Origin of the sequence: Serratia sp. X10 (genome assembly GCF_017811775.1) — a bacterium.
GTDB lineage: Bacteria > Pseudomonadota > Gammaproteobacteria > Enterobacterales > Enterobacteriaceae > Serratia > Serratia ureilytica.
Genome location: NZ_JAEIOH010000001.1, coordinates 953,284 through 972,317 on the forward strand (window position 1 = coordinate 953,284; position 19,034 = coordinate 972,317).

Sequence of the window (19,034 nt, forward strand, 5' to 3'; positions counted from 1 at the left end):
CGGCGGTGAGGCGAAGATAAACGGCCGACCCGCCTATTATTGCCAGTTTTGCCTGCCTGGACACCTGTTTATTCATCAAGGGAAAATATATTTGTGTATCAATATATTGACAGAAATCACCCTTCCGTCGAACAAACTGCCGCGCCCCTCCCGTCACTGCTATCGTTATTGCCATTCATCCGACTTTTTGCCGGCAAAATCGCCGTCTTTTTCCCTAATGACAAAATTAAATCGTGCAATTAAGGGATACCGGCATTCCCCTCTATTCAAAACCAATAAATGATAATTATAATGATAATCGTTACTATTTATTATTTTTTCACGGAATTATATGCACCAGTCAGTTCTTCGCCACCCCACTAAAAGAAATAAAAATCACGTTCTTCGCACGCTGCCCCTGATTGCCGGTTTGTTCCCCGCGCTGGCGATCGCCGCCACACCCGGCGCAAAAACGGAGGAATCCATTACGGTGACCGCCGCGGCCCAGCCTTCCGGCAGCTATAGCGCCGACACCGCCTCGACCGCCGGCAAAACCGCCGCGCCGATCGCCGAGGTGCCGCAATCGGTCAGCGTCGTCACCTCTCAGGTCATTGACGACTTCCAGGTCAAAAGCGTCAATGATGCGATGAAGTTCGTCAGCGGCGTCACCCAGGGCAACACGCTCGGCGGCACGGAGGATGGCTTCGTCAAACGCGGGTTCGGGGTTAACTCCGACGGCTCGGTCTTCATCGACGGCGTGCGCAGCAACCAAGGGCTGAGCATGGACGCCACCACCGATCGCGTCGAGGTCCTGAAAGGTTCCGCTTCGCTGCTGTATGGCATCCTCAGCCCCGGCGGCGTCATCAATCTGATCAGCAAAAAACCGCAGTATGACTGGAACACCCGCATCAGCGGCGCCACCAACAGTTTTGGCGGCGGCAGCGGCAGCGTCGATGTGACCGGCCCGCTGGGCGGCGGCTTCGCCTTTCGCCTGATCGCCGAACGCCAGCACACAGATTACTGGCGCAATTTCGGCAGCGACGAACACACGCTGATCGCCCCCTCGCTCAGTTGGTTCGGCGACCAGGCTTCCTTTAACATCGCCTACAGCGAATACAAGTACGACATTCCTTACGATCGCGGCACCGCCTTTATCGACGGCAAACCGGTCGATGTACCCTATGACCGCCGCTTGGATGACTACGCGAACCATGCCTGGGGCAAGAACAAACGTCTGAACGCCCATTATGAGTACGCGCTCGATCCTGTCTGGACGACCCGGTTCAACTACGCCTGGCTGCAACGCCGTTACGACAGCAACGAAGTGCGCGCCACCGCGGTCGACACCACGACCGGCATCGTCTCGCGCCGCGCCGACGCCAACCGCGGTTTCAATCATCAAACCCACTATTACTCCTGGGATCTGACCGGTTCGCCGCAGCTGTTCGGCATGCAGCACGACCTGCTGCTGGGCGTGGACTACGAGAAAAATCAGACCTACAAGGCCTATTCCTACCGCGGCAAGGTCTCGAAGACCTTCAACATGTACGACCCGGTGTATGGCGAAACGCCGATCACCGACAGCACCACCTACAGCGACGCGTCAAGCAACCTGCGCGCCACGCTGTTCAGCCGTTCCCTGTACGCCAAGGACAGCATTCATCTCACCGATCAATGGATCGCGGTGCTGGGCGCGCGCTATCAGTCGTATTACCAGAACAACAGCAACGGTTTCCAGAAACCGAAAAATACGCTCAATGACAAAGACGACCAGTTTTTGCCACAGGCGGGGTTGGTGTATAAGCTGACGCCGAGCCTGTCGCTGTACGGCAATTACAGCCGTTCGTTCACGCCGTCCACCGCCATCGACGACAATGGCAACGTCGCCACGCCGGAAACCGGCACCACCTATGAGGTGGGCGGAAAATGGCAGATCACCCCGGCGTTTGACGCCACGCTGGCGCTCTATCGCATTGATGAAAGCAACATGTCGATCTTTATCAACGGCGTGACCCGCAGCATCCCCAAAGCGCGCTCCACCGGCGTCGAACTGGAGTTGAACGGGGAAGTGGCGCGCAACTGGGATCTCACCGCCAACTACAGCTACGACAAGACCGAAATTGTCGAAGACAACCTCAACCCGGATAACGTCGGCAATCGGCTGGTCAACGCCCCAACCAACATGGGCGGCCTGTACCTCAGCCGCCGCATGACATTGCCGGTGGTGCCCGGCGAGGTGCGCATTGGCGGCGGCGCGCGCTACGTCGGTCGCCGCGCCGGCGATCCGGAGAACAGTTTCACCATGCCGGCCTATACCGTGGCGGATGCCTTTGTCGCCTGGGACAGCAAGCTGCTTGGGAAACATACCCAGCTGAAACTGAATGTGAAAAACCTGTTCAACCGCGAGTACTATGCCTCCAGCGCCGGTAATTTACGCGTGATTGAGGGTGAACCGCGCAGCCTGAGCCTGCAGGCGACGGTCGATTTCTAACCTGTCATGCCTTGGGCGCCGTTTGGCGCCCGTTTTCTTTGCGCCGGCTGCGGCACATCACATCGGCGAGGAAATCCAGCAGCGCGCTATAGATCGCACTGGCGGGCGGTAGCGTTCGCTTTCCCGACATATACTTAAAGGAGGAATCGCAATGGAGGACGGAGAGATGAAAAAGATAACGCTGGTGCTTTTGACGTTGTTGCTGAGCGGCTGTATCGGCGGCGGCGGTCCGTCGAATGCGCCGCCGGCGTCGCCGAATGAGCCCTACACCTGCAGCAACTCCGGCGCCAACAGCGACTGTTCGCAGTCCGTGGAGCCGTCGATGTACTAGCCGCGTTCGGCGGGCCGTTGATAAACGACCCGCCGCCTCATGGCAGAACTAGGAAGAGTGTTCCTCTTCGTTAGCCTGATATCGCGTCGCCTGCTGCTTCATGAACACCACCTCCTGCGGGCTGGACAGGCTCACTTCCTGAGCGCGCAATAGCTTGAGGATGTTAAACAGCAGTTCACTCTTGGTGGCGCCGACCATGCGCGGGCTCGGCACATAGCCGGTCACGCTCAGGATAATGCCGTCCGGCCCCAACTGGCTGAAGCGCACATAAGGCGCCGGCGTCTCCAGAATGGTTTCGTACTCGTTGTAAGCGCTCAGCAGGATATTGCGCACCTGCTCGGGATCGATCGAGGTCGGGAACGTCAGCGCAATGGTCACCACGCCTTGCGCGTTGCCCATGGTGGCGTTACGCACGTTCTGTGAGATCAGCTGCGAGTTCGGTACGATCATGGTGGAGCGGTCGCTGAGCTGAATTTCGGTGGCGCGTACGTTGATGCGCCGCACGTCGCCTTCCACGCCGCCGATGCCGATCATATCCCCGACCTTCACCGGGCGTTCGGTCAGCAGGATCAGGCCGGAAATAAAGTTCTTCACGATCTCCTGTAAGCCGAAACCGATACCGACCGACAGAGCGCTGACGATCCACGCCAGGTTGCTCCACTGGATGCCCAGCGCCGCCAGGGTGATCAGAATGACCAGCACATAGCCGATATTGCTGAACAGCGTCACCAGCGAGGCGCGAATGCCGACGTCCGAAATGGTCTTCGGCAGCAGCTCAGACCCCAGCCAGCGCCGCACCGCGCGCAGGATGTAGATGCCGATCGCCAGGCAGATCACGGCGTTGAGCAGGTTGCCGGGCACGATGTTGAAGCGCTGCAAGCCTTCGCCGGTCAGGATCGAGACGATTTTCTCCATCAGCGATCCCGGCGTGGTGCTGCCAAACGAGCCGTTGAACAACGCGATAATCATCAACAGCAACAGTGAACATTTGGCCAGCGCGGTGGTGATGATCGCCACCTGCTCCAGGTGGCGGTCCTTGAAGCTGAGCGTTTTCTTCAGCATCTTGCCGCTGACGGTCTGCGGCGAAAACAACGCTGCGCACAGGTCAGTGGCGAACAGCACCATGAAGTAGAACGCCATCAGCACCAGCACCACCCAGATCAGCTGGTAGGTCAGGAAGCGGGCGAAAGCGATATAGCCCACGAGCAGTGAAAGCAGGATCACCACCGAACACACCAGGGTGACGATATGCACCAGCCCGCCGACCAGCGTGCGTTTTTCCAGGTGCGCGCCCTGCTGCTCCAGACGGCGACGAATGCGCTGGCCGCGCAGCGGCGCCGCCAGCAGCACCATGCCGATCAGCCCCGCCACCAGGCCGTTGCCGAAGATGGTGGTGGCCAATGAGGCGCTGACGACGTTGTTGATCAGCTCCACAGTGCCGAACGCCAGCGCCAGGCCGGCCAGCAGCGGCGAGAAGTAACGCAGCCCGGCGGCCACTTCATTGTCCAGCGAAGCCAAACGCCAGGACGGGCGATTCAGCGACAGCGCCGCACGCCCCAGCCCGGCGATCAGCGCGCAGAAAATCCCCAGACGGTTAAAGCCTTCGGCAAAGTCTTCCAGCATGACCGGCAGCGGCTGCACGCGGATAAAGACGTAATACAGCAGGTTCAGCGCGATCGAGGTGGTGATCACCGTCACCGCCACGGTGATGATGGCCATAAAGCTGCGGCGCAGGCGCCCGTCCGGCAGGAAGCGAATGCTGACCCAGGCGAGGAAACGCTCGGACAAATAGCGCCCCCAGGACCAGACGATCACCGCCAGCGCCAGCAACGCCAGCGTGCCGTACCGCCATTCGTCCTGCCAACTGGCGTCCCAGGCCGCTTTCATCTCGGCGTTGAACTGGTCCAGCCGCTGCACGTCATCCGCTGACGGCTGCACGACCGGCGTCCAGAATTTGACGCCCAAAATGCTGCCGGTGTTCAGCGCCAGCTGGGTTTTGAACGCCACCCGGCGCAGATCGCTGATCTGCTGGCCCAGGTCGAAGGCGCTGGTCTTGATGGCCTGCGCGCGTTTTACCGCATCGTCCAACTGCTTCTTGCTGCTGTTCAGCGCATTGCGCTGCTGGGCGACGGCCGGGGTTTCCGGCAGCGCACCGGCCGCCGGGGCCGGCCCCAGCACGTCCAGCTGCGCCTGCAGTTTTTCCTGCACCGGCTGCAGATCGGCGGACAATTTATCCATGCTGGCGACCAGATCGTCCGTCGCCAACCGCAGCTTGCTGAGCTGGGTGTCGGTCGTCGCTTTGGAAACCAGCTGCTTCATGCTGTCCAACTGCTTTTGCGCGGCTTTCAGCTGCGTAACGGGATCGGGCGCGCTTTCGGCGGCGGGATCATCCTGGGTGGCGGCGACGGCGGCGAACGGCGTCAGTTGCATACCCAACAGCAATAATAACAACAGCAGGAACGGGCGAGGCTTTAACATAAATTCAGTGCTCAGCATCATTATCTGATAGACAGACGAACAGGCGGCGGATGAACCGTCGCTTAACCATAAACGCTAATTATAATAGCTGCTTAATGTCGGCCGAAATACAGTAATTATTCCCATTGTGCGCCACGCGCCCGCGCTTTCTTTAGCTTGCTGATTATTCAGGCGCTTTTACACTGGCGATACGGCATGAAGCGCTCTATAATCCAGCCACCGATTAACCTGCAACCAATAAAAGGAGACTTACTATGCTGACGTGTGAATTGGTTTTTCACTCACACTTCTTTGGTAATCGTCGCCGCTCAAGCATTACCGGTATCGCGCTGCGATAACCCAGCTTGAGCGAAGCTTACTAAAATCCAGGATCTTCCCTCCGGCTTACCGGGTTATCGTCAGCAATGTTTGACGATAGGCATTGTCATGCCTGTAACTCTTGAGTAAGCAATGAGCACATTACTGTCTGCACAATCTGTCGGTTACGACAACGCGTTCGGCGTCCTGCTGAGCGAGATTTCCTTCAGCCTGAAAAAAGGCGACCGCATCGGTTTGATCGGCGATAACGGCTGCGGCAAAAGCACCCTGCTGCAAATTCTCAGCGGCGACCTGCCTGCGCACACCGGATCGGTGACATTGTCACATCAATGTCTGATGGCGCGCATTGAGCAGCACCTGCCGCCGGATCTGCACGCCAGTACCCTGCTGGATGCGGTTCTGGCGCGGCTGCCTGCGGGCCAACACCTCAGCGAACGCTGGCGCTGCGAAGCGCTACTGGCCGAGCTGGGGTTTGAACCGGCGAGCTGGACGCTGACCGCCGGCACCCTCAGCGGCGGCCAGCATACGCGGCTGCTGTTGGCGCGCGCGCTGATCCGCCAACCCGATCTGCTGCTGCTCGACGAACCCAGCAACCACCTGGACCTGCCCACGCTGCTGTGGCTGGAACAGTTCTTGCGTAACTGGAACGGCAGTTTCGTGCTGGTGTCGCACGATCGCTACCTGCTCGACCAGGTAACCAACTGCACCTGGATCCTGCGCGACAAAACGCTGCAGTTCTTCCGTTTGCCCTGCTCTGCAGCGCGCACCGCGCTGGCGGAACAGGACGCCGCGGACGAACAGCGGCGACAGGCCGAGCAAAAGGAAATCGACCGGGTGGAAAAAAGCGCCAAGCGCCTAGCGGTCTGGGGCAAGGTCTACGACAACGAAGATCTGGCGCGCAAGGCCAAGCAAATGGAGAAGCGCGTCGATCGGTTGAAGGAAGAACAGACCACTCTGACCACCGGCAGTCCATGGCGGCTGCGGCTGCAGGGAGAAGCGCTGGACGCCGATCGCCTGCTGGCGCTGCCGCACTGGGCGGTGCGCCCGGCGCCGGATGCGCCGGTGCTGTTCAGCCTGGAACATCTGCGCGTGAAAAGCGGCGATCGCATCGCCATCGTCGGGCGCAACGGCTGCGGAAAATCGTCGCTGTTGCGCCTGCTGTGGCGCGAGTATCAGCAACAAACGCAGCGCCCGGCGCTGTTCCATCCGCGCGTGCGCATCGGCTATTACGATCAGAGCCTGCAACAGCTGCGCGATGAAGACACGTTGAGCGATGCGCTGGCGCAGTTTGCGCCGCTGACCGAGGAACAGCGGAAAATGGCGCTGATCGGCGCCGGGTTCCCTTACCTGCGCCACCATCAGCAGATCCGTTCGCTGAGCGGCGGCGAGCGTTCACGGTTGCTGTTTGTCGGCCTGACGCTGGCCAACCATTCGTTGCTGCTGCTGGACGAGCCCACCAACCACCTGGATATGGCCGGCAAAGAGGAGCTGGCGGAAACGCTGTGTCAGTTCCCCGGCGCCGTCATGCTGGTCACCCACGATCGGATGCTGATCGAACAGAGCTGCAACCGCTTTTGGCTGATAGACCAACAAAAACTGGAGGAGTGGCACGATCTGGCGCCGGTGTACCAGCGTCTGGCGGGTGAAACGCCGGCGCTGGCGACGGCGCACGAGGCCAACGCAGACGCCCCGACGCCAAACCCGCAGTTGGAAGGCGAAGAGGCGTTGCTGACCGCCCTGTTTGCCCTCGAAAGCAAACTGGAGGCCGACCTGGCGCGTAAACCGAAGCATCAAAAACCGGAGCTTCAGGCGCGCTGGCGCCGCGAGATTGCCGACATCACCGCCCGGTTGAGTCTGGGCTAACCTTGACAGGCCGCCATCCGGCGGCCTGTTTTTTGACGGAGTGCGACATGGCATTTTCCCTTGAGCAAGCCTCACTCGCGCAGCGCCCGCTGCTGGCGGCCATGCTGTCCGATTGTCTTCGCGAGCTGGGCGTCGATGGGGATTACCCCTATTTGCCGCTCTACTGGCGCGAGGCCGGCCGCTACCCCTATTTGATGTTGAGCGATCGGCAAACGGCCGGGTTCGCGTTGGTCAGGCGTCTCGATAGCGCCACCGTCGAAATGGCGGAGTTCTACATCAAGCCCGAATGGCGACGCAACGGGCTGGGACAACAGGCTGTCCGCGCCTTGTTCGCGCAGCATCCCGGCGGTTGGTCGCTGTCGGTCAGCCAGGATAATCCGCGCGGGCTGGCGTTTTGGCGGGCGGCGATACCAGCCGAGGCTCTACATATGCAACAAAGCACCAGGCTCACGTTCTCTTTCGTTATTCGGTAATGGCAGACGGCGAATATTGCCAGGCCAAAAGAAACGCGGTGATAGCCGCTTCGGTCATGTGTTGCAATTGTTCCGGCGTCGGCCACTGGTCGGATAGCAAAACCGCGGGCAACGGATACCCCATAACCGCGCCCAGAAATGCCATCGCCTGCGGCTGCGCATGGACAAATTGGATTTGCCCATGCTGCCGCGCCTGTTCCAATATCCTCGCTAACGCCTGAAGCACTCGCCCGGCATTGCGTTCGCGCAACGTGGCGTACAACTCAGGTTTCTGCAACAGCAGTTGCACCAGCAACCGCTGAAAATGCACGTTCTCAACGCTGAAAAAATGCGCCTGAACCACCGAGGCGAAACGTGCCAACACCTGCGGTAAATCCACACTCTCCTGTGTCAGAATGGTGGCAATTGGCGGCTGCATCTTTTCGATAAGATGGTTGAACGTCTCCAACACCAAGGCATCCTTGCTCGGGAAATGATTATATAAGGTTTGACGGGTGGTTCCCGCCTCGTTGGCTATCTCGTCCAAAGAGATGTCCAAGCCCTGCTGCAAAAACAGAACGCTGGCGGTTTCCAGTATCCGTGGCCTGGCCTTCATCGGCCTTCCCGGTTGACGGTTGATCATATTATCTCCCCTGCCCAGAGGCTCATTTTCGCGCTTTAAGTCGTGCCAACCCTTGTTTAGTCAGAACAAAAAACAGCGGTACGAACAATAATGTCAGCAGTGTGCCAGAAATCATGCCGCCTATCACAGCAATACCGATTTCGCGCCGGCTGGCGGCCCCGGCACCGACAGAAAGCGCCAGCGGGATTACACCAGCGACAAACGCCAATGAAGTCATCACGATGGGCCGCAGACGCAATCGCGCCCCTTCCAATGTCGCCTGCAACAAAGCGGATCCCGTTTTTAGCTGTGTTTCAACAAACTCGACGATCAGGATCGCGTTTTTCGCCGCCAGACCAATCGTCGTCAACATTCCCACCTGGAAGTAAATATTGTTTTCATACCCCGCAAGGCGTGCGGCAACAACGGCTCCGATAATCCCGAGGGGAATGATCAGCATCACAGACAACGGAATAGACCAACTCTCATACAGCGCGGCAAGACAGAGGAAAATGAACAACACCGAAGCTAGATACACCACCAGTGTTTGCCCGGCGGCCAATTGCTCCTGATATGAGAGCCCACTCCACTCAAGGCGGTAGCCGTCTATATCGCCGATGATACTCTGCATACGCGCCATCGCGGTGCCGGAGCTTTCTCCCCCGGCTGCCGCCCCCTGTAACTGCGTGGCCGACAGCCCGTTAAAGCGCTGAAGCATTTGTGGGCCTGAGAGCCAACGCGTAGTCGCGAAGCTGGCAAAGGACGCCATGCTGCCGCTTTCACCACGTACAAACCAACTATCGATATCATCCGGCGCCGAGCGCCAGGCCGCATCCCCCTGCATGTAGACCCGCTTCACGCGGCCGCGATCGATAAAATCGTTAATATAAGCGCCTCCCCATGCGGCAGAAAGCGTGTTGGTGATGTCAGCCTGCTGCAGCCCTTGTGCGCTAGCTTTTTGCTGGTCGATATCGACCTGCAATTGCGCTTTATCTTCGAGGCCGTTTATGCGCACCGCCGTTAACAACGGATCTTCGGTAGCGGCAGCGAGCACCTGCCTCTGAGCAGCTTGCAGCGCGTCATGCCCGACGCCGTTTTGATCTTGTAACCACAATTCAAATCCACTGGACTGCCCCAACCCGCGCACCGCCGGCGGCGACAACACATTGATCTGCGCGTCACGATAGCTTTTGAAATGGCGATTGGCGCGGCTAATAATCGCCTGCGCGTTATTTTCATCACCGCTGCGTAGCGACCAATGTTTCAGTTCGGCAAACGCCATACCGACATTCTGACCACTGCCGGCGTTATTGCGCCCGACAACCATGAAGATTACATTCAGGTTGTCCCGCTCGGCGGTCATGAAATAGTCGGCGATAGCGTCAGCAGTCTGTTGCGTTCTGGCCATCGGGGCACCTGGCGGCAGAGAAAACTGGACCATTACCGAGCCCTGATCCTCAACCGGGAGAAAACCGGTAGGCATACGCAGATATTGCCAGATCATGAAACTAACCAGCAGCAGCGCCAACAGGCAAAAACGCCCCTTGCGCGCCATCACATGGTTCAATCCCAGTCCATAACGCCGCTGCCCGTATTCCACCAGGCGGTTAAAGCCGCGAAAAAAACGGCTGCGCGGTCGGTGCACCGGCGGTTTCAGCAAACCGGCACACAGTGCCGGCGTCAAGGTCAACGCAACTAAAACCGACAGCACCATAGCCGCGACCAGCGTGATGGAAAACTGTCGGTAGATCATCCCGGTTGAACCGCCGAAAAATGCCATTGGAATAAATACCGCCGAAAGTACCAGCGCGATGCCGATCAGAGCGCCATTGATCTCCCGCATCGAAAGCAACGTCGCCTCGCGCGGTGGCAATTGCGCTTCCTCCATCACGCGCTCAACATTTTCAACCACCACAATCGCGTCATCTACCAACAGGCCGATCGCGAGCACCATGGCGAACAGTGTCAAGGTGTTTACGCTGTAACCCAACAGCGCCAAAACACCGAAAGTGCCGAGCAACACTACGGGTACCGTAATGGTGGGGATCAACGTGGCGCGCCAATTTTGCAAAAACAGATACATCACCACAATCACTAGCGCGATCGCTTCCAACAGCGTTTGTACGACGCCTTCAATGGAAACCAGTACGAACGGCGTGCTGTCTCGTGGATAAGCCACCTGCAACCCCGGTGGAAACTGCGGGGCCCTGCGATTCACTTCGGCCCGTACCCGCTCTGCCACCTCCAGCGCATTGGCGCCGGAAGCCAACTGAATCGAAATACCCGCCGCCGGGTGACCATTGAGGCGCGTTTGGTTTTGATAGTTTTCCGCCCCGATCTCAACACGAGCAACATCGCGCAAATACACCGCCGAACCGTCGGTATTGGTACGCAGAATAATATCCTCAAACTGTTCCGGCGTTTCCAGCCGCGATTGTGCGGTCACGGTCGCGTTCAACGACTGGCCTTCTATCGTAGGCAAGGCTCCGATCTCACCGCTGGTGACCTGGGCATTTTGCGCTTCTATGGCGACCTGCACGTCAGACGGCATCAAACCATAGCCGCTCAGTTTGATCGGATTGAGCCAAATGCGCATAGCATATTGGGCACCAAACACCGTCGTCTCCCCGACGCCATCCACCCGGCTCAGCGGATCTTGCAGCGAACTGACCAGAAAATCATTGATATCAACGCTGTCCATACGGCCTTGCGTGTCGTACAAGGCAACCACCATTAGGCTATCACCCTGCGATTTAGTCACAGTGATGCCTTGCTGCTGCACTTCTTGCGGCAATCGCGACGTTGCTTGATTGACCGCATTTTGCACTTGAACCTGAGCAATGTCCGGATCGGTTTGTTGTTCGAAGCTAAGGCTGATGCGAGCCTGGCCCGCCGAACTGCTGGTTGATGAGAAATACAACAGGCCATCGATGCCTTTAATTTGTTGTTCGATAATCTGAGTCACGCTGTCCTCTACCGTTTTGGCCGAAGCACCGGGGTAATTGGCTGTCACCGTGACACCAGGCGGCGCGATGTCGGGATATTGCTCAATCGGCAATGTCCAGAGCGCCAGAGCACCCGCTGCCATAATGCAGATGGCCAGCACGGCCGCAAACACCGGTCGAAAGATGAAAAAATGCGCTAGCATGCCTGATCCCTCTGATTATCTTGCTGACGGATGCTTTGATGGTACGTTTAATAATTAAATTTACTTTACAGTAAAGTAAATAAAATCAAGCCTGAAATCAAGCAGGAATAGACACCGTCTTGTCATCTGACTATGGCACCCTGCACACTAAACTTTGTTTGGAATACTGCCTGCCATGACGTTACTTTCCCCACGGGACATCGAGGCGCGCTACCGCTTCGCGCGTGAGATCGCCCGCGCCGCCGCCGATCTCGCCTTCAGCTTTTATCAACGCCGGCAGAGTCTGGCCGTCGAGTTTAAACAGGGCCTGCAGGACGTGGTCAGCGAAGCCGATCGCCGCGTCGAGGCACTGATCCGCCGTATGATTAACCGGCGCTTTCCCCTGGATGGGTTTCTCGGCGAAGAGAGCGGCAGCAGCGGCGATAACGCCGCCTGCCTTTGGGTGGTCGATCCGATCGACGGCACCGCTTGCTTCCTGAACGGGCTGCATACCTGGTGTATCGCGATAAGCGTGGTGATCGACGGTGAGCCGACGATCGGCGTGGTCTACGATCCCAATCACCGCGAGATGTTCCGCGCCTGCCGCGGCCAAGGCGCCTTCCTCAACGGGGAACCGATCGGCGTGCATGCCGGGCGCAGCGTCGCGGATGGCGTGATGGGCGTCGGGATTTCACCGCGCGCTTCGGCGGCGAAATTCAGCGGTTTTCTCTGTCGCCTGCTGCAGGCGGGAGGAATGTTTGTGCGCAGCGGATCCGGCGCGTTGATGACCGCCCAGGTGGCCGCCGGTCGGCTGCTGGGCTATTACGAACCGCACATGAATGCCTGGGACAGCCTGCCTGGACTGGTGCTGACGCGCGAAGCCGGCGGCGTGGCGAATGACTTTATGCACAATGACGGGCTGCGACGCGGCAACCCGCTGCTGCTGGCCAACGCGGCGCTCTATCCGCAATTGGCCGAGCTGATTCAAACGCCGGGCTTGATCGGCTCGACGTGCCCTATCGCGCGTGAGATGGCCGGATAAAGCGCGCGCAGCCGCCGCTCGACCCGATCGACCGCATCGTGCGCGGCGGCGATGGTTACCGCCGGCGACACCCGGCAGTGGAAGTTGACGATGATGCCGCCGTCGGTTCTGCGCGCCCGGATGTTGTGCACGTCTTGCACCTTATCCCCCTGCTCCAGCGCCGACTGCAAAATCAGCCGGATATCGGCCAGCTCGGCGGCGGAAACATCCTCGCTGGCCAGCCAGTGCGGCGTCTGAGGCTCCAGATGGGTCTCTATCTCGGTGTCCTCGCCGATCGCCTGACGCAGGATCCCTTCTATCTCCGTGGCGATATCATGCGCCTGCGCCACGCTGGCGTTGGCCGGCACCGCCAGATCCATGCCGATCGCCATGTGCGTCGGCAACTGCTGCAAGGTGACGTTCTGCACCTGCGCGCCGTGATTGGCGGCGATCGCCCGAATGCGCGTCGCCATGTCTTCGTCGCTGCGGGTTTGCGGCACCGCGATGACGGTAAACTCCGCCTTGGCATACTGCTGCCGCAGCCGTTCGACGATTTCTCGCTTCAACGCATCGATGCGCTCCAGCGGCAAGGTGCGGCACACCGCCACCGTGATCTCGACAAACAGTACGGCGCCGGCGTTGCGAATACGCACGCTGTCGCAGGCCAGCACCGCCGGGAAGCTGTCCAGCGTGGCGCGAATCGCCTCGGTGGCCCCGGCGGGCGCGGCATCCATCAGCGAGTCGAAGGAACGTTTCCCCAGTTTGATTGCCGCGACAAAGATAAAACCGGCGACGATCAGCGCGGCGATGGCGTCCGCACGGCCAAACCCCAACAGCACAAACACCATGCCCAGCAGTACCACGCCGGACGAAAGCATGTCGGAGAAGAAATGCAGCGCATCCGCCTCCAGCGCCGCGCTGTCGGTCGCCTTGGCAACGCGGTTGAGCGCCCGCACGCGGAAAAAATCGACGCAGATGGAAATCAGCAGCACCGCGATCACCGCCGGTGCAGCGACTATCTCATGCGGTTGTCCGAGCAGGCTGCTGCCCGCCTCGTAGACGATCCAACCGGCGGCGCCGAGCAACAGCAATACCTCGAACAGCGCCGCCAGGTTTTCCACCTTGCCGTGGCCGAAGTGGTGATCGTCATCGGCGGGTTTATCGCTGATGCGCACCGCCAGCCAGGTGATGCTGGTGGCGATAAAATCGGTGAAAGAGTGGATCCCTTCGGATATCAGGCCAATACTGCCGGTAAAAATGCCGGCGACGAATTTGCCCGTGGCCAGCAACCCGCTGGCGATCATCGAGTTTCTGGCCACGGCCTGTTTTTCATTTTGCATTATGCTGCTCACATTCGGACGGTGATTTATTTTTTTACTTTAGAGGATAATTGCCAGACAAAGGCGATCAACAGCATACTGCCAGAGAAAGTCAGCATGAGGCTAGTAAGAAAATTGGATTTTCCGGTGGAATAAAAATAAATCTCATTCACCCCCACCGAAATCATTAAAATGGCGTAGAGCAATCCTAGAATAAGAATCGTCATTATTATCAACTCCCGTATCAGGCCACGCGTTCAGCGCGCCGCTAAATCCTCCCCATAATAAATAGCGGTTACGGGGAGGACGCATCTAGGCGGATCTTTAGCGTTCATCAATCATCCCATTTGGTGCTCATATAGGCCGCCAACAGGCCCAGTGAGCTGATCATTGCCAGGAATCCCATAAAAATAGTCATGTTTCCCATTGTTTTGTCCTCAGGTTAAATGTTATCGATAAAATCCCCTTGCGTTAAATATCGGGGTTGGTCGGTATCCATGGTTTTTTAACGTCCTCCTCTTTTTTGCAACATTCCCGCGCTTTCAAGCGCGGGACCCGTTTAAATTCCCAGGACGTGCTGGGCAATTTTGAAATAGATAATCAGGCCGGTGCCGTCGATAAAGGTGGCGATAAACGGCGCCGACACCACCGCCGGATCGATACCGAGCCGTTTCAGCAGCATCGGGATGATCGACGAAACAATGGCGCTCCACACGGTGATCGCCACCAGCGACAGGCTGACCACCAGCGTCACCTCCATGCCGACGCCCATGATCCAGGCGCGCACCCAGGCCGCCAGACCAATGGTGACGGCGATCAGCAGCGAGGTCGTGACCTCTTTGCGGATCACCGCGCCCAGATTGCGCAGGCTGACTTCGCCCAGCGCCATGGCGCGCACCAGCGTCGAGGTGATCTGGGTGCCGCTGTTGCCGCCGGTGCCGATCAGCAGCGGGATGAAGAACGCCAGCGCAATCGCCGCTTCGAGCTGATCTTCAAACGCTTTCAGCACGTTGCCGGTGTAAGCTTCGGCCACGAACAGCATCAGCAGCCACACCGAGCGTTTGCGCCACAGCGCCCACGGGCTGGTCTCCAGATAAGGCTTGTCCAGCGGCAAGCTCGCGCCCTGACGCTGCGCGTCTTCGGTGTTTTCATCTTCGACCAACCGAGCGATCTCGCGCTCGCCCAGCACGCCGACCAGCGTGTTGTTCGCCACGACCGGCACCACGTCCAAACCGCCTTTGCCCAGCAGATGCGCCACGTCGTTGCGATCGTCGTCGGGTGACACCTGGAAATAGCTGTAATCCATCATTACGCCGACCGCTTTATCCTGTTCTTCGCACTGCAGCAGTTTTTTCACCGACAGCGTGCCGCGCAAATGATAATCGTCCGCGGTAATAAAGACCCGGGTGGGAATTTCGTCCGTTTTTAGCTGTGAAAGTAAATATTCCCGGGCATGCGTGACCGTCATCGTCGCGGGAACGGTAATAAAATCGGCGTTCATATAACCGGCGACCGAAGTTTCATCGAGAGTTTCAGTCGCGCGCAGCGCCGGAGAAGAAGAGTATTGATGTGACTTGATCATTTTGTCAGTCCCTATTTCTGTTGTGAACTTCAACAGCGAATCGCATAGGGGCGTAACCACAGAGGGAGTGCAGACTGCCTATCTCCGCGTCCAGGTTTTAGCACTATACAACGTATCCGAATTGTTGCTCGGAAGTTACTTTGGGCTGAACCTTAATCCGATAAAGCCTGTCTTAACCTTGGGCATCTCTCGATGTCGTCAGATCAGTAACCTGTGTTTGTATAGGAGCCTCGCCAAACGAGATACTGCATATAAACTACCGGCGCAGTATAGGCGTTGTTTTATCCGGCGGGAAGAAAAGATTGCCCGTCGTTTATGGAGTATTTAGGATATTTTTATTAAACGTGAATCTATAAAAACGGCTGATATAAATCAGCCGTTTTTTTATTTATCAGTGCGCGAGAATGTAGACGTTTTTATCGTATAGGGCGCCCTGTCGGGTGAAGTCGATCCCCTTGACGTAGGGTTTGATGAGCGTGGCGTTGGCTTCGTAGTACACCGGCGCGACCGGCGTATCTACGGCCAGCACCGCCTCGGCCTGCTGGAAATACTGCTGCACCTGCTGCGGTGTCGGCGCCGCCGTCGCCTGATGCAGAATGCGATCGTATTCCGGGTTGCGGTATTTGGGGCTGTTCTCGCTGCTGTCGGCGCGGAACACATTCAGGAAGGTAGAAGGATCGTCGTAATCCGCCAGCCAGCGGGTAAAGGCTACGCTGTACTGGCCGCGGTTGATATTATCCAGCGTCACTTTGCGCTCCTGGCTTTGCAAGCCGGCCTCCACCCCGAGGTTCTTTTTCCACATGGCGGCGGCGGCGATGACGATCTTCTTGATGGTGGCGTCATTGCTGTACAACACGGTAAAGCGCAGCGGATTCTCGGCGTTGAAACCGGCCTCCGCCAACAACTTTTTCGCCTGGGCGTGGCGTTGTTCCGGCGTCAAACCGGCCGCTGCGCCGGCCTGCAGGCGATAGCCGCCCGCCCCCGTTGGGGTAAAGGTCCAGGCCGGCTGCTGGCCGTATCCCAACACCTTGCCGGCGATAATCTCTTTGTCCAGCGCCAGGTTCAGCGCCTGGCGCACCCGCACGTCGTTAAACGGCGTCTGCCGGTTATTGAAGGCGAAATAGCTGGTGGAGAGCAGCGGATAGGTCACCAGCTGTTGATCCCCGAGCGTTTTTTTCAGCTGCTGATACAGTTCCGGCGGCGTGGTATAGCCCAACTCCACCTCGCCGGCGCGGAAACGCGCCACCTCCGGGAACCCCTGGATCGGCAGGAAGGTCACCTTGTTGAGCACGGTGTTGGCGTTATCCCAATACAGCGGATTGCGTTCCACCACCACTTTTTCGTTCACCACCCACTCGCTGAGGCGAAACGCGCCGTTGCCAACAAAATGCGCCGGTTGAGTCCAGTTTTTGCCGTATTGCTCAACCACCTTGCGGTTGACCGGCAGAACCGGAAAATGCACCAGTTGTTTAAGCAGGTAGGCGTTGGGCTCAGACAGCGTCACCTGCAAGGTGTGCGCGTCCAGCGCTTTAACGCCCAGCTCGCTCGGCGGTTTGCTGCCGGCGTTGATCGCCGCCGCATTCAGCACATAGGCCGAGGCCAGATAGCTGCCGTAAGGCGACGCGGTTTTCGGATCGGTGAGGCGCCGCCAGCTGTAAACGAAATCGTCGGCGGTCACCGGTTCGCCGTTCGACCATTTGGCCTGCGGCCGCAGATGGAAAGTCCAGACGTTGCCCTGGTGCTCCCATTTCTGCGCCAGCGCCGGGATCACCTCGCCATCTTTTCCGACTCGCAGCAGACCTTCGAACAGATCGTTGAAGATGTAGAACTCCACATTGCTCTCGGCCAGGTTCGGATCCAGCGTCGCCGGTTCATACCCGTTGGCGCGCACCAATTCCTGTACCGGCGCCAGCTTAGCGCCCGCCGGCACCTCCGCCGCCTGAGCGATCGTAGCGTTTAAAGCCAGGAGGATTAAACCAGCCAGTTTCTTGCCATTGAATGAATATTTCACGTCGATATCCCTGATGAGTGTTTTATCGCGTTCAATATGCAATGTGGCAGTGGAATAAATTAAATCATTAATTGCTATGAGTCATAACCAAAAACGGTGTTGAATTTCTTTCATTATCAAAGAAGTACTGGATAAAGGATGGCGATAAACAACAGAGCGGGCGCAAGGGCCGGCATGGCCGAACCAACATCTTGAAAGCAGGGAGAGAAATAATGCGGGCAATCATTCCAGATTATTCCAGCCGAAGCTTAACGTATCCTTAGGGCAATTCATTTTGTGAGCGATCGTCAAAAATAATTTAATACGAATCGTTTTCACTATCATTATGGATGTTCTTGGCTAAAATCGGGCTGCTTGCGCTTGCCAGGCGATATTCGTTTTCCTCATTCGAACGCTAAAAAGGATAACTGCATGAAGCTGCGTATTTCATCCCTCGGCCCCGTGGCCCTGCTCGCCTCCTCGATGATGCTGGCCTTCGGCGCTCAGGCGGCTCCCGCCGACCAGGGCATCGTTATTTACAACGCCCAGCACGAAAATCTGGTGAAATCCTGGGTCGACGGTTTTACCAAAGACACCGGCATCAAAGTCACGCTGCGCAACGGCGGCGACAGCGAACTGGGCAATCAGCTGGTGCAGGAAGGCAGCGCCTCGCCTGCCGACGTGTTCCTGACGGAAAACTCCCCGGCGATGGTGTTGGTGGATAACGCCAAGCTGTTCGCCCCGCTCGACGCCGCCACGCTGGCCCAGGTAGAGCCGCAATATCGCCCAAGCCACGGCCGGTGGATCGGCATCGCCGCCCGCTCTACCGTATTCGTCTATAACCCGGCCAAGCTGACCGACGCGCAGTTGCCGAAGTCGCTGCTGGATCTGGCCAAGCCGGAATGGAAAGGTCGCTGGGCTGCTTCGCCATCGGGCGCCGATTTCCAGGCGATCGTCAGCGCGCTGCTGGCGCTGAAAGGCGAGAAAGCAACGCTGGACTGGCTGAAAGCGATGAAAACCAACTTTACCGCCTATAAAGGCAACAGCACGGTGATGAAAGCGGTCAATACCGGCCAGATCGACAGCGGCGTGATCTATCATTACTACCCGTTCGTCGACGGCGCTAAAACCGGCGAGAACAGCAAAAACATCAAGCTGTATTACTTCAAACATCAGGATCCGGGCGCATTCGTCAGCATCTCCGGCGGCGGCGTGCTGGCTTCCAGCAAGCATCAGCAGCAGGCGCAGGCGTTCATCAAGTGGATCACCGGCAAACAGGGCCAGGAGATCCTGCGCACCAACAATGCCTTCGAATACGCCGTCGGCGTCGGTGCGGCCTCCAACCCGAAACTGGTGCCGTTGAAAGATCTGGACGCGCCGAAGGTAGACGCCGCGCAGTTGAACAGTAAGAAAGTGGTCGAACTGATGACCGAGGCCGGCCTGCTGTAAGGCCCGCCGGCA

General features: G+C 58.2%; 14 protein-coding genes and 1 riboswitch. Of the genes, 6 read left to right on the forward strand and 8 right to left on the reverse strand.

Going from position 1 to position 19,034, the window contains the following annotated elements:
• Positions 1 to 331: 331 nt before the first annotated feature.
• Both J9788_RS04720 and J9788_RS04725 read left to right on the forward strand, forming a co-directional pair.
• The gene (locus tag J9788_RS04720; protein ID WP_370576313.1) at positions 332 to 2,470 is read left to right on the forward strand and encodes a TonB-dependent siderophore receptor; all 2,139 of its coding nucleotides are present in this window, start codon (positions 332 to 334) and stop codon (positions 2,468 to 2,470) included.
• A 166-nt stretch (positions 2,471 to 2,636) separates the two neighbouring features.
• Entirely contained in the window at positions 2,637 to 2,801 is a 165-nt protein-coding gene (locus J9788_RS04725) for a hypothetical protein (RefSeq protein ID WP_176445936.1), read from the forward strand.
• 48 nt (positions 2,802 to 2,849) lie between these two features.
• On the opposite strand, the gene J9788_RS04730 is transcribed toward J9788_RS04725, so the two are convergent.
• Positions 2,850 to 5,279: a DUF3772 domain-containing protein gene (locus J9788_RS04730; protein WP_182264422.1), complete on the reverse strand. Its 2,430-nt coding sequence runs from the start codon at positions 5,277 to 5,279 to the stop codon at positions 2,850 to 2,852.
• Between the two features lie 450 nt (positions 5,280 to 5,729).
• Here J9788_RS04730 and J9788_RS04735 point away from each other — a divergent pair, with 450 nt between their 5' ends.
• Both J9788_RS04735 and J9788_RS04740 read left to right on the forward strand, forming a co-directional pair.
• Entirely contained in the window at positions 5,730 to 7,460 is a 1,731-nt protein-coding gene (locus J9788_RS04735; protein WP_182264421.1) for an ABC-F family ATP-binding cassette domain-containing protein, read from the forward strand.
• Positions 7,461 to 7,507: 47 nt separating this feature from the next.
• The gene (locus J9788_RS04740) at positions 7,508 to 7,933 is read left to right on the forward strand and encodes a GNAT family N-acetyltransferase (protein ID WP_046898298.1); all 426 of its coding nucleotides are present in this window, start codon (positions 7,508 to 7,510) and stop codon (positions 7,931 to 7,933) included.
• On the opposite strand, the gene J9788_RS04745 is transcribed toward J9788_RS04740, so the two are convergent.
• Positions 7,923 to 8,555, reverse strand: a complete 633-nt coding sequence (locus J9788_RS04745) for a TetR/AcrR family transcriptional regulator (RefSeq protein WP_227414461.1) — start codon at positions 8,553 to 8,555, stop codon at positions 7,923 to 7,925. The genes J9788_RS04740 and J9788_RS04745 overlap by 11 nt on opposite strands.
• 22 nt (positions 8,556 to 8,577) lie before the next feature.
• On the reverse strand, positions 8,578 to 11,682 hold the full coding sequence (locus J9788_RS04750) for an efflux RND transporter permease subunit (protein WP_046898296.1): 3,105 nt from the start codon (positions 11,680 to 11,682) through the stop codon (positions 8,578 to 8,580).
• 175 nt (positions 11,683 to 11,857) lie between these two features.
• Between J9788_RS04750 and J9788_RS04755 the strand changes: the two genes are divergently transcribed.
• Positions 11,858 to 12,703, forward strand: a complete 846-nt coding sequence (locus J9788_RS04755; RefSeq protein ID WP_182264420.1) for an inositol monophosphatase — start codon at positions 11,858 to 11,860, stop codon at positions 12,701 to 12,703.
• On the opposite strand, the gene J9788_RS04760 is transcribed toward J9788_RS04755, so the two are convergent.
• From J9788_RS04760 to J9788_RS04780, 5 genes are all read right to left on the reverse strand, one after another.
• Positions 12,646 to 14,022, reverse strand: a complete 1,377-nt coding sequence (locus J9788_RS04760; protein ID WP_182264419.1) for a cation diffusion facilitator family transporter — start codon at positions 14,020 to 14,022, stop codon at positions 12,646 to 12,648. The two genes, J9788_RS04755 and J9788_RS04760, sit on opposite strands and share 58 nt — an antisense overlap.
• 26 nt (positions 14,023 to 14,048) lie before the next feature.
• The gene (locus tag J9788_RS04765) at positions 14,049 to 14,228 is read right to left on the reverse strand and encodes a hypothetical protein (protein WP_004938106.1); all 180 of its coding nucleotides are present in this window, start codon (positions 14,226 to 14,228) and stop codon (positions 14,049 to 14,051) included.
• A gap of 107 nt (positions 14,229 to 14,335) precedes the next feature.
• Positions 14,336 to 14,428 carry a protein MgtS gene (gene mgtS, locus J9788_RS04770; RefSeq protein WP_004938109.1) on the reverse strand — a complete coding sequence of 31 codons (93 nt, stop codon included), beginning with the start codon at positions 14,426 to 14,428 and terminating at the stop codon, positions 14,336 to 14,338.
• Positions 14,429 to 14,560: 132 nt separating this feature from the next.
• Positions 14,561 to 15,583: a magnesium transporter gene (locus tag J9788_RS04775; RefSeq protein WP_033643160.1), complete on the reverse strand. Its 1,023-nt coding sequence runs from the start codon at positions 15,581 to 15,583 to the stop codon at positions 14,561 to 14,563.
• A 75-nt stretch (positions 15,584 to 15,658) separates the two neighbouring features.
• Positions 15,659 to 15,832, reverse strand: a riboswitch (M-box (ykoK) riboswitch).
• A 142-nt stretch (positions 15,833 to 15,974) separates the two neighbouring features.
• On the reverse strand, positions 15,975 to 17,594 hold the full coding sequence (locus tag J9788_RS04780) for an ABC transporter substrate-binding protein (protein WP_182264418.1): 1,620 nt from the start codon (positions 17,592 to 17,594) through the stop codon (positions 15,975 to 15,977).
• Between the two features lie 411 nt (positions 17,595 to 18,005).
• Here J9788_RS04780 and J9788_RS04785 point away from each other — a divergent pair, with 411 nt between their 5' ends.
• Complete coding sequence (locus J9788_RS04785) at positions 18,006 to 19,022, forward strand: iron ABC transporter substrate-binding protein (RefSeq protein ID WP_182264417.1); 1,017 nt, start codon at positions 18,006 to 18,008, stop codon at positions 19,020 to 19,022.
• The last annotated feature ends 12 nt before the right edge of the window (positions 19,023 to 19,034 follow it).

Excerpts from the sequence above, each read along its gene's own strand:
- mgtS (WP_004938109.1), bottom strand. The coding sequence starts at position 14,428 with ATGGGAAACATGACTATTTTTATGGGATTCCTGGCAATGATCAGCTCA.
- J9788_RS04735 (WP_182264421.1), top strand. The coding sequence starts at position 5,730 with ATGAGCACATTACTGTCTGCACAATCTGTCGGTTACGACAACGCGTTC.
- J9788_RS04750 (WP_046898296.1), bottom strand. The coding sequence starts at position 11,682 with ATGCTAGCGCATTTTTTCATCTTTCGACCGGTGTTTGCGGCCGTGCTG.
- J9788_RS04760 (WP_182264419.1), bottom strand. The coding sequence starts at position 14,022 with ATGCAAAATGAAAAACAGGCCGTGGCCAGAAACTCGATGATCGCCAGC.
- J9788_RS04720 (WP_370576313.1), top strand. The coding sequence starts at position 332 with ATGCACCAGTCAGTTCTTCGCCACCCCACTAAAAGAAATAAAAATCAC.
- J9788_RS04730 (WP_182264422.1), bottom strand. The coding sequence starts at position 5,279 with ATGTTAAAGCCTCGCCCGTTCCTGCTGTTGTTATTATTGCTGTTGGGT.
- J9788_RS04755 (WP_182264420.1), top strand. The coding sequence starts at position 11,858 with ATGACGTTACTTTCCCCACGGGACATCGAGGCGCGCTACCGCTTCGCG.
- J9788_RS04745 (WP_227414461.1), bottom strand. The coding sequence starts at position 8,555 with ATGATCAACCGTCAACCGGGAAGGCCGATGAAGGCCAGGCCACGGATA.
- J9788_RS04775 (WP_033643160.1), bottom strand. The coding sequence starts at position 15,583 with ATGATCAAGTCACATCAATACTCTTCTTCTCCGGCGCTGCGCGCGACT.
- J9788_RS04765 (WP_004938106.1), bottom strand. The coding sequence starts at position 14,228 with ATGACGATTCTTATTCTAGGATTGCTCTACGCCATTTTAATGATTTCG.
- J9788_RS04785 (WP_182264417.1), top strand. The coding sequence starts at position 18,006 with ATGAAGCTGCGTATTTCATCCCTCGGCCCCGTGGCCCTGCTCGCCTCC.
- J9788_RS04740 (WP_046898298.1), top strand. The coding sequence starts at position 7,508 with ATGGCATTTTCCCTTGAGCAAGCCTCACTCGCGCAGCGCCCGCTGCTG.
- J9788_RS04725 (WP_176445936.1), top strand. The coding sequence starts at position 2,637 with ATGAAAAAGATAACGCTGGTGCTTTTGACGTTGTTGCTGAGCGGCTGT.